Here is a 12010-nt window from a genome sequence, read left to right on the forward strand (position 1 = left end):
TCACTCACCTTCTCGGGGACCATCATCGGTCCCGGAATCGAGATACGAATTCAGTACCAGCGAGATGTGCCGCAACGGATCCGGTGCGGTCATCTCATCGTGGGTCGAGTCGATCGCGTGGTCGGCAATATCGCCGGTCACATAGTCTTGCCAACTCCGTGCCGCCGCAGTCGGATCGGCTGCGGTGCGTATCGCGGTGAAGAACACGACGTCGCCGTCGAACTCAGGCGGTTGATATCCGGAGAGCATCCGCGACGCGCGGTTGTACGAGGACGTGATCCGCTCCAAATGTGGGGCGTCCACCGGAGCTTCGGGCCCGAGCACCGCGCGGATCGCCTCGGCCGCCTGCTCGGCGGTGAGATCGGCCGGTAGCGATTCGATACCCATCACCTGCCCGAACTCGTGCACGAACTCACCGGCCGAGAGTTCGGGCCCGAGCTCGATGAAGCGTGCGGCGAGGTCTGCGTCCATCAAACCGAGCAGATCGACGCTCTCGCCGAGGGCACGGAACCGGGCCGCCACCGCCTGCGCGATGAAGCCGCCGAGCGACCAGCCGAGCAGGTGATACGGCCCGTGCGGCTGTATCTCCCGGATCTCGCGCACGTAGCGCTCGGCGAACTCCTCGATGCTGCGCGGCACCTCGCCCGAGTCGGTGAGTTCGGGTGACTGCAGTCCGTAGATCGGTCGCCTCGGGTCGAGCGTCTGCGCGAGCGGGCCGTAGGACCAGGCCAGGCCGGACGCCGGGTGGATACAGAAAAGCGGCGGAAGGTCGCCGTTGGGACGCAATGGCAGCAGCACAGCGAGGGTCGCGTCGGCGGAAAGGGGTTCGGCGCCAATGAGATCACTGCCGGCTTCCAGCGATGCCGCGATGCGCCGGGAGAGCCCCAGTGTCGTCGGATCGGCGAACATCCACATCACCGACACGTTGACGCCGAACTCGGTGCGCAGCCGGGCCACCACCTGGGTTGCGATGAGCGAATTTCCGCCGATGGTGAAGAAGTCGTCGTCCAGGCCGACCTGCACCGAACCGAGGGCCTCCTCGTACGCGGCGGCGACGGCCTGCTCAACCGGAGTCACCGGCGGCCGGAACTCGCGCTCCCCGAAAACCGGCTCGGGCAACGCTTTCCGGTCCAACTTGCCCACCGCATTGAGTGGTATCTCGTCCATGACGACGAACGCCGACGGAATCATGTATGCGGGCAGTACCTCCGCCGCGTCAGCGCGAAGCTGCGCCGACGAGAGGTCGACGCCCGGCTCGCGAACGACGTAGGCCACGAGAACGGTCGAGCCGGCCGGGCCGTCCATGCCGAGGGTGACCGCGAAGTCGACGCCGTCGGCGCGCCCGAGCGCGGCGTCGATTTCACCGAGTTCGATGCGCTGCCCACGCACCTTGACCTGGAAGTCGGTGCGGCCGACGTATTCGAGCGTCGGTCCCGTGCCGTCGGCGGTTCGCCATCGCACCAGATCGCCTGTGCGGTACAGCCTCTCCGCCGGCCCGCCGTAGGGGTTGGCCACGAACCGCGCTGCGGTCAGTCCGGGCCGGTTGTGATAGCCCCGGGCCAGCGCAGCACCAGCCAGATACAACTCGCCGGCGACATTCACGGGCACGGGAGTCATCCGCTCGTCGAGCACGAACACCGATGCGCCCCGTACCGGTCCGCCGATCGTGACCGGGACGTCGACGGCCAGCGGTGGTGACGCGGTCGCCCAGATGGTGAACTCCGTCGGCCCGTACAGGTTGATCATTGTTCGCCCGGAACCGGCAGCGGGACCACACCACCGCTCCACCAGCTCTTCGCCGACTGCCTCGCCGGCCACCGCGAGCACCTGCACGCTCGACACGTCGACCGGATCCACCGACGCCAAGGCGGATGGGGTGATGACCATGTGGGTCACCTGCTCGGCGGCAATCAGCGCGGCAAGGTCGGGGCCACCGAACACCTCGGGTGGCGACACCACGAGTGCCCCACCGGAACCGAACGCCATTAGCGCTTCGAATACCGAGGCGTCGAAGCTCGGGGACGCGACCTGCAATACCCGCGACTGTTCGTCGACGCCGAGCAACTCGCGTTGCGCGGCAAGCAGATCCGCAACACCTCGGTGCGATACCGAGACGCCCTTGGGGGTACCTGTCGAACCCGACGTGTAAATCATCCACACCGCTTGGTCCGGCCGGACAGGTGCGATCTCGGTGTCACCGAGTGCGGCCGCGCTCGCGCGCTGCCACCGATCGGCGAATTCCGGGTCGTCGAGCACAAGCCACGTGGTGGTCCTCGGCAAATCGCCGTCATCGGAGTCGACTTCACCGAATCTGCTGTGCGCTGTGGTGGTAATGCCAAGGACGGCACCGGAATCGGCGAGCATGTGGTCGATCCGGTCGAGCGGGTGCTTGGGGTCGACCGGCAGGAACGCCGCTCCGGTCTTGGCGACCGCCCACATCCCGATAAACATCTCGATCGATCGCGTCAAGCCGAGCGCGACCACGGTCTCGGCTCCTGCGCCGGCATCGGTGAGCAGCCGAGCGAGCCGATTCGACCTCTCGTCGATGTCGTGGTAGCTCAGCGTGATTTCGTTGTGGACCACGGCCGGCCGGCCGGCGTGCTCGGCCGCCACCGCACGGAGGACCGAAGGCAGTGTTGCTGTGCCGGCACTTGGCTCCCCGTGCACCGACACGAGCGCGGCGCGCTCGGCCGGATCGAGGATCTCGATGTCTCCTACCCGCACATCGGCGTCCGTCACCACCGCGGAGAGGATGCGCTGCCACCGCACCGCAAACTCCGCGACGGTGGATTCGTCGAACAAGTCGGTGGCGTATGTCAGCGCCCCGTCCAGGCCGCCAGGTGCACCGTCGTCGGCGAAGCGTTCGCGCAGCGCGAGGGTCAGATCGAACTGCGACAGGCTACGCTCGAAGTCCTCCACCTGCACACGGACGCCGGGCAATTCGAACACCGGGTCGACGAAGTTCTGCAACGACAGGGTTACCTGGAACAGCGGATGGTGGGCCGTCGAGCGGGGTGGGTCCAGGACCTGCACGAGTCGTTCGAACGGGACGTCCGCATTGGCGAACGAATCCAGGTCGGTCGATCGCACGGCGGCCAGGAACTCGCGGAACGATACGCCGGGATCCACGATCGTCCGTAGTGCCAGGGTATTGACGAACATTCCGACCAGGTCGTCCAGCGACTCCTCGCCACGCCCCGCGACCGCGGTGCCGATCGTGATGTCATCGCCGCCGCCGAGGCGAGCGAGCAGCACGGCCAACACCGCGTGCACGACCATGAACGTACTGGCGTTCTCGGCCTGCGCGAACTTCGCCAGATCCGCATGCGTCATCGCGTCGAGAGTGAACTCGAAGTCCGCGCTCCGCATGGTCTGAACTGCCGGGCGTGGGCGATCAGAGGGCAACGACACGACCTCGGGAAGCCCGGAGAGCGTGTCGGTCCAGAATCGGATCTGCCTCGCCGCCAACGACTCCGGGTCGGATTCGGTGCCGACCAATTCCTTGTGCCACAGCGCGAAATCCGCATACTGCACGTCGAGCGCCGGCCGGTCCGCGGGCCGCCCCGAGCAACGTGCGGTGTAGGCCGCCATCAGATCGATTGCGAGCGGCGCCATCGAGGCGCCGTCGGCGCTGATGTGGTGCACGACGAGTACCACGACGTGCACCGGTTCGTCACCGGCGGCGTCGGCGATCCGGAACAACCCGACGCGCAACGGCGGTTCGCTCGACAGCTCGAATCCGGTGTCGGTGAGTGCACTGATTCGGGCCTGCAACGCCGCACCTTCGGCGACCTCGACGACGCCGATGTCGGGACGGACCGCTTCCGCCGTCAGTACGAGTTGGCGAGGCCCCTCCGGGTCGGACGGGTAGACGGTCCGCAGACTTTCGTGCCGCTCGATGACGTCGTACAGCGCGAGCCGCAGAGCATCGGTCTCGAGCGCACCGGTCAGCCTTAGCGCGATGGCGATGTTGTACGCCGCCGAGGACGGATCCAGTTGGTTGAGCACCCACATCCGCTGCTGCGCTGTCGACAACGGGATGCGCTCGGGGCGAGCACGCGGGCCGAGCACCGGGCGGCCACCGGCCCCTTCCGCCACCACTTTTGCCCGCGTCGAGATCTGGGCCACTGTCGGCGCGTCGAACAGATCTCGCAGCGCCACACTCGAACCCAATGCCGAGTTGATACGGGAGACCACCTTGGTCGCGACCAGCGAGTCGCCGCCGAGATCGAAGAATGATTCGTCGATGCCGACGTCTTCGATGCCGAGCACCGCACCGAAGATCTCCGCGACAGTCGCCTCCACCGCGGTGCGGGGCGCCAGATAGGTGCTGCGCGGACGCCTGGAGAAGTCCGGCATGGGCAGAGCGTTGCGATCCAGCTTCCCGACCGGCGTCAGGGGTAGCTCGTCCAGAACCACGACGGCCCCCGGCACCATGTAGCCCGGCAGCACGGACGCGACTTCCTTGCGCAACTGTTCGCCGTCGAGCAGGACCCCGGCGACGGGAAGCACGTAGGAGACCAGCACCGTCGCGCCGGACGGGCCCTTTTGGCCGAGCGTCGCCACGTACTCGACGTCGGGATTGCGCGCCAGGACCGCGTCGATCTCGCCCAGTTCGATCCGCAAACCACGGATCTTCACCTGGAAGTCGCTGCGGCCCTGGTACTCCAGCTCGAGATTGCCGGCCTCGGTCAACACCCAGCTGACCATGTCGCCGGTGCGATACATGCGTTCGGAACTTCCGCAGGGGTTGGCGACGAACCGCGAGGCGCTCATCCCGAGCCGGTTGAAGTAGCCGCGCGACACACCCGGTCCGGCAAGGTACAGCTCACCGGATATACCGACCGGCACGGGCCGCAGCCAGGTATCCAGCACCATCACCCGGGCGCCGGGAATCGGCCCACCGATCGTCACGGGTGCGCCCGGGACCAGCGGTCCGGTTCCGGTGGCCCAGATGGTGAATTCGGTTGGCCCGTAGAGGTTCGTCATGACCCGGTCCACGGACCACTTGTCCACCAATTCCGGACTGGCGGCCTCGCCGGCCACTGCGAGGGTGTGCAACGTCGTGAGGGCGGACGGCTCCATCGACGCGAGCGCCGACGGAGTGATGACCGCGTGCGTGACGCCCTGCTCTTCCAGGAGATGGTCCAGTTCCGGGCCACCGTAAACCTCCGGCGGAGCGACGACGAGGCGGCCACCGAAGGCGTGCGCCATCAGCAGCACGAACACCGACGCGTCGAAGCTGGGCGAAGCCACTTGGAGGACGCGCGAGGAGGAACCGAGGCGCAGCGAATCCCGCATACCTGCAACGACATTCGCCAGGCCGCGATGGGTGACCATCACTGCCTTCGGTTTGCCGGTGGAGCCGGAGGTATAGATCAGGTAGGAGTTGGCGTCGATATGCACCGGCCTGCCACGATCGGCATCGGTGATCGGCTCGTCCGACACGGTCATCAGCCGCCGAATCGTGTTCAGGTCGTCGAGCAGCAGCCAGTCGATTGTGCCGGGCAGGTTCGGGCCGAACGTGGTGTCGGTGATACCGATCGGCGCCTTGGAGTCCGACACCATGTGCTCGATCCGGTCCGGCGGGTGGTTCGGGTCCATCGGGGCGAATGCCGCGCCGGTCTTCGCCACCGCCCATACCGCGACGACGGCCTCGACCGAACGGGCCAGGGCGAGCGCGATGAACACATCGGGACCGGCGCCGTGCCGCAACAGCACTCGCGCCATCCGGTTCGACCAGTTGTCGAGCATCCGATACGTGAGCGAGGTGTCGCCGGAGACGACTGCGACGGCGTCCGGCGCGATCTCGGCAGCGGCGGAGAGGATCTCCGGCATGCTTCGCACACCGGCGTCGGCCGGGCCCGCCACGGGGAACAACCGGTGCAGCTCGAGGTCGTCGCAGGGCTGCAGAGCGGCGACCCTGGCCTCGGGGTGTTCGGCGATCTGCGTCAGGAACCGGACGAATCGGCCCAGGAACCGCTCGGCCTCGGCTCGATCCAGCTCTCCGGCAAGGTACTTCAGCGCGATACGCAGTCCGCCGCGGTCGGTGCCCTCAACCGCCTGCAACGGAATCACCATGAGATTCAGCGGGTACGGCGTCGCGTCGGTCCCCTCGACGTCGACGATCGCCATCCCGGCCAGGTCCATCGTCTGCGCCAGCGCTTCGCGATCGATCGGATAGGACTCGAAAACCGTCAAGGTGTCGAACAGTTCAGGAAGCCCGACCGCCTTGTGGATCTCGGCGAGTCCGACATGCTGGTGATCGAGCAGTTTGGCCTGCTCGGACTGCACGCGCGCGAGCAGTTCCTGCACCCGCTCTGCGGGGTCGAGGCGCACCCGCACCGGAAGAGTGTTGATGAACAGGCCCACCATCTCTTCCACGCCCGCCAGTTGCGGCGGCCGGCCCGACACGGTGCCGCCGAAGACCACGTCGGTCCTGCCGGTGAGCATCGCGAGCAGCATCGCCCACGCCGATTGCACCGCGGTGTTGATGGTGGAACCCGCACTCCGCGCGGTCATCTCGATTGCGGCGACCGTCGACGGTTCCAGGTCCACCGAGATCATCCCGGTCTCGGTGGACTCGATACCTGCTAGCGACGGCACCGCCCTGGTCGGAGTGTCGATTCCCGCGAGCGATTCCACCCACGCAGCCTTCGACGCCACGGGATCCTGTTCGCCGAGCCACGCGAGGAATTCCCGATAGGACCGGGGTGGCGGCAGCGCGGCCTGGTCCGGTCCGGTGATGTAGAACGCGAGCAGTTCGCGCACGATCAGCGGCGTCGACCAACCGTCCAGCAGGATGTGATGATTGGTCATCAGCAACTTGTACGACTCGGCATCGGTCCGAATCAGCGTGAAACGCAGCAAGGGTGGGGCCGTCAGGTCGAAGCGGCTGTCCGCGTCCTGCGCGACCAACCGTTCGAGTTCGGCCAGCCTGACACCGGGGTCGCTGATCGCGGTGAGATCCGCTTCCTGCCAACCGACCTCGGCTGCGGACAGCACGAGCTGGCGTGGCCCTTCGTCCGTCTCGATGAAGGCGACCCGGAGGTTGTCGTGACGATCCACAAGAGCCTGCGCGGCCGCGTGCAGTCGGGCTGCATCGACCGAGCCCTCGAGGGTGAGGGTCGCTTGCACCGTGTAACCGTCCGATGTGTCGACGTCGTAGAGCGCGTGGAACAGCAGGCCGTACTGCAGCGGGGACAGTGGCCAGACGTCGACGAGATTCGGGTAACGGCGTTCCCACCCTTCGATCTCCGCCTGCGTCGTCGGAACGAGGTTGAAATCCGACGGAGTGCGGCCACCGGCAGACGTTCCCCTGGCGTGATGCGCCAACCCGCGCCATGCCTCTGCACACAGTTCGGAGATCTCGCGAATATCGCTCTCGCCCAGCACCTTCGAAGCAAATGCCCACGTGACGTCGATGATCACGCCACCGTCGGCTTCGTTCGCGATCGCGTTGATGTCGAGCACAGCGGGCATGGTCATCTGCGGATCGTGCGTCGCGGCCAGGCGCTGCGGCAACCACGCACCACCGCCGGCAGTGAACGCGCGGCCGAGATAGTTGAAGCTGATCTGCGGATCGGTCGCATCACCCAGAACCCCAGCGGCGCCCGGATTGAGATACCGCAGCATCCCGTAGCCCACACCGCGATCCGGGACGCCGCGCAACTGCTCCTTGACGGCCTTGATCGCGGCCCCTGCGCCTGACCCACCCGCGAACGCGTCGTCGAGATCGATACCGGACAGATCCAGCGCCATCGGGAAGACACTGGTGAACCAGCCGACCGTGCGGGCGACATCGGCGCCGGGCACGGCCCCTTCTTCCCGGCCATGTCCTTCCAACGTAAGCAACGTTGCGGTGCAGTCGACCCCACGGCCGGCGCGCCACCTCGTCACTGCCATGGCCAGTCCCGTGAGGAGCGCATCGTCCGCGCCGCAGTGGAAGCGGTCCGGCACGGTGGTGAGCAGGGTTCCCGCCACGTCGGCGGGCACCGCGGTCTGCACCTGGGACATCGTCGCGACCACGTCGATACCCGGATCCAGCGGGCGCTCGCCCAGTGGCGGATCGGGTGTCGCCGAGATGTCCTGCCACATGGGCGCTTCCGCCGACCGCGCGGCGGTGTTGGCCTCCTCGATCAGGCCGCTCGCCCACCGGCGAAACGAAGTACCGACCGGATCCAGGGTCACCTGGTTCCCAGCGGCAATCGCGGCGCATGCGGTAGCGAAGTCCGGCAACAGGATTCGCCACGACACGCCGTCCACGACAAGGTGATGCAGAACCAGCCACATCCTCGGCTCGGCGTCGGGCGCTTCGAGCCGGACGAATCTCGCAACCGCACCGCCGGCCGGGTCGAGCAGGTCGGCGGCACGCTGCAATTCACGCTCTGCCGCCTCCGGCAGGTCGGCTGCGGACTCGACGGTGACCTGCTCGAGCAACTCATCCGCTTCAACAGTTCCGGGTTCCCCGACCACGACGTGCCATTCACCGTTGTCGCCGACCCGCAGTTCACTACGCAGCATGTCGTGGTGATCGAGCAGCGCCTGAACTCCGGCGACGAGCATGGGCCGGTCGATCTCCGGCGGTAGCCCGATCAGCACGGCCTGACCGAACCGGTCGAACGGGCCGGGCTGGTCCAGCATCGCGTGCACGACCGGAGTCACGCCGACCTCGCCGACCCCACCGCCCGGGAGTTCGGCCAAACCGGTTGCGGCCACGTCGGTCGCGACTGCCGCGAGCCCGGCAACCGTCTTGCGTTCGAACACGTCCCGGGCGGTTATCGCCACGCCCGCGGCCTTCGCCCGTGCCACCAACTGGATGGAGACGATGCTGTCGCCACCGAGGGCGAAGAAGCTCTCGTCGGCGCCCACGCGTTCCACACCGAGCACATCGGCGAACAAGCGCGCGAACACGCGCTCGCGCTCGGTTGCAGGCTCCCGCCCGGTGGCGGTTCGCTCACCGAACTCCGGCGCAGGCAGGGCCTTGCGGTCCAGCTTGCCGACCGGCGTCAGCGGTATCTGATCGAGCACGACGATGACGGTCGGCACCATGTAGCCGGGCAGAAACTCCCCGACGAAATTCTTCAACCGATCCGGGACCAACGTGACGCCGTTGCGACCGAGTACGTAGGAGACCAGCGCAGTACCGCCGGTCGGCGCCTCGACGCCGAGTGTGATCGCGAACTCGACGTCCTCTTGGCGCTGCAGCGCGGTGTCGATCTCGCCCAGCTCGATCCGGAACCCGCGCACCTTGACCTGAAAATCGCTGCGGCCCAAATACTCCAGGATGACTGCCGCACCTTCGACGCCGTGTGTGGTCGCTCCGCCGGCTCCGCTCACAGACCAGCGCACCAGATCGCCGGTGCGATACATCCGCTCACCGGCGCCGACATAGGGGTTGGTGACGAAACGGTCTGCCGTGAGTCCTGCCCGGCCGTGGTAACCGCGCGCCAATGCCGGTCCCGCCAAGTACAGTTCACCGGCCGTGCCCGACGGCACCGGACGCAGCCAGCGATCGAGGATCAGCGCCTTCGTTCCGGCGACGACGCTGCCGATCGACACCGGTTCGCCGGCACGCATCGGCTCGGTGACCGTCGACGTGATCGTGGTTTCCGTCGGCCCGTAACCGTTGATGAGGCGGCGGCCGCGCCACCGCTCGACCAGTTCCGGCGGGCATGCGTCGCCACCCACCACGACGGTCTGCAGGTCCGGCACCGAGTCGGGATCCAGCGAGGCCACCACCGCGGAGGTGACATTCAGGTGGGTCACCTTGTGCAGCCAAAGCACCTCCGCGAGCGTCTCGCCGGCAAACGATTCCGGCGGCACGATGGCGAGCGTCGCACCCGTACCGAAGGTGACCAACAGTTCCTCGATCGAGATATCGAAACTTGGCGAGACTGCATGCGCGACAATCGATTCCGGCGCGACGAAAAAGGCTCTGCGCGCATTGTCGACCATGCTCGCCAGCCCGCTGTGGGTGACCAGGACGCCCTTCGGGAGTCCGGTCGAACCCGAGGTGTAGATGACGTAGGCGACCTGGGAGATAAACTCTCGCCTCGGGCGCTCGGCATCGGCGATGGGATCCGTCGCCGCCGCCGCAATCCGTTCGTCGCGGTCGAGGACCAGCCAGTTCACGTTGTCCGGCAGGGCCTCTCGCGCCGACTCGACCGTGAGGCCCGCGACAGCGGCGCTGTCGCCAAGCATGTGAGCGATCCGGTCCGCTGGATACGTCGGATCCACCGGGACGAACGCCGCACCGGTCTTGGCCACCGCCCAGAACGCCAGCACCGAGTTAGCCGACCGCGGAATCGAAATTGCGACCACCTGCTCCGGTCCGACTCCGGCGGCGAGCAGAGTGCGGGCGATCGCGTTCGACTGCTCGTCGAGCATGCGGTATGTCAGGGTTTGCTCGCCCCAGATCAGTGCGATCTTGTCCGGATCGCGGGCGACGCCGTCGGCGAGTAGTTCGCGCAACAGCTGCGGCGGCTGACCGACACCGCCATCCACCGGGACCGATTGTGCCCGTTCGGCTTCGGTGAGGATGTCCACCGATGCCTGCGGCGCGTCCGCACCGGCAGTGACGAACCGATGTAGGAAGGCAAGGAAACGCGCATGGTGCGCGGCCAAGTCGGCGTCCGAATACAAGGCCGGATTGGCCTGAAAATCGATGTGCGTGCTTTCGCCACCGACACCGGGATAGAGGTTGAGGAACAGGTCGTCGATCAAACCCGACGTGAGGACATGCAGTCGACCGGTGATGGTGCCCAGCTGAATTCGGGTGTCGACCATCATCAGGTTGACCGACGGCCCGAACGTCGCGGCCTCGTCCATCGCCCAGCCGAGGTCGCGGACGATATCCTCCTGGCGGTACCGCTGCCGCCGCAGCGCGCCGGTGAGCTCGCCCTGCGCGGCCAAAGTCAGTTCGCCCACTGTGGTTCTCGCGTCGAGCCGCAGCCGCAACGGCACCACATTGGCGAGCATGCCACCCGAGCGCCGCATCGACGCCGTGGTGCGCGCGGACACCGGGAGGCTCAGCATGACCTCGTCCACACCGGTCATCCGTGCCAGATAGGCACCGAAGGCCGCGACCACGAGAGGCGCAAGGCTCGAGTTCATTTCGTGTGCGATTTCGTCCAGCCGCTCCGCGGTCTCGGCCGGCAACGCACCCGAGAACACCCGCGGATGCGCTTCGACATCGGCGGTGCGACCCGACAGGCTTACCGGATCGGCCATGCCGGCCAAATGCTCACGCCAGTACTCGCCGTCGGTGACGAACCTGTCCGAACTGCGGTAGGCGGCATCGGCCTCGACGATCTTCTCGAGTTCGTCCGCGCGCGAGCGTGGCGGCTCGACTCCCTCGATCTCGGCGTTGTACAGCTCGGCAGCGCGCTGCAGCATCGTCATCGCGCCAAAACCGTCCAGCACCAGATGGTGAATGCGCGCGTACCAGTAGTAGCGCTCATCGGCGAGACGCAGTGTGGCGAGCCGGACCAACCGGTCACGCAGCAAATCCAGCGGTGCGCTGTATTCCGCGCGCATCCATGCCTGTGCCGCGGATTCCGGGTCCGCTTCCCCGCGCAGGTCCAGGTAATCGATCTCCTCGTGCAGGTTCGGGTCCACCATTTGGAACGGGTAGCCATCGATTTCGATCAAGCGCAGATATCCGGTGCCGAATTCGCGGCCCGCCTGCTGCGCCGACCGCTGCAACAGCTCGACATCGAGGGGCCCGGCCAATTCCACGTACTGCGCGATGGATATTGGCGTGCCGCCCGCGACATGCTGGGCGAACCAGATCCCGCGCTGCGCCGCGGACAGCGGAAACGCTCCCGCGGGCAACGCGAACGAAGCGTCGGCGGATGACTCAGATCGCTGCATACGGTTCACGACCTCGAAAGTGCGGTGCCGACTGAAGCGTATCGACCAATCTCGCTCGTCTTCGAGTGTTTGCTCGATCTCGCTGCGGCTCGGCTCGGGCAACAAACTCGGCGGCGACCGACACCAATCCGAGGCG

General features: G+C 66.9%; 1 protein-coding gene. It reads right to left on the reverse strand.

The window, feature by feature from the left end; all coding sequences use genetic code 11:
* Complete coding sequence (locus A8G08_RS17860; RefSeq protein WP_068277177.1) at nucleotides 1-11874, reverse strand: amino acid adenylation domain-containing protein; 11874 nt, start codon at nucleotides 11872-11874, stop codon at nucleotides 1-3.
* Between the last annotated feature and the right edge of the window lie 136 nt (nucleotides 11875-12010).

Source organism: Aldersonia kunmingensis (assembly GCF_001646865.1).
Taxonomy (GTDB): Bacteria; Actinomycetota; Actinomycetes; order Mycobacteriales; family Mycobacteriaceae; genus Aldersonia; species Aldersonia kunmingensis.

Coding starts and splice junctions, on each gene's coding strand:
- A8G08_RS17860 (WP_068277177.1), bottom strand. CDS start 11,874: ATGCAGCGATCTGAGTCATCCGCCGACGCTTCGTTCGCGTTGCCCGCG.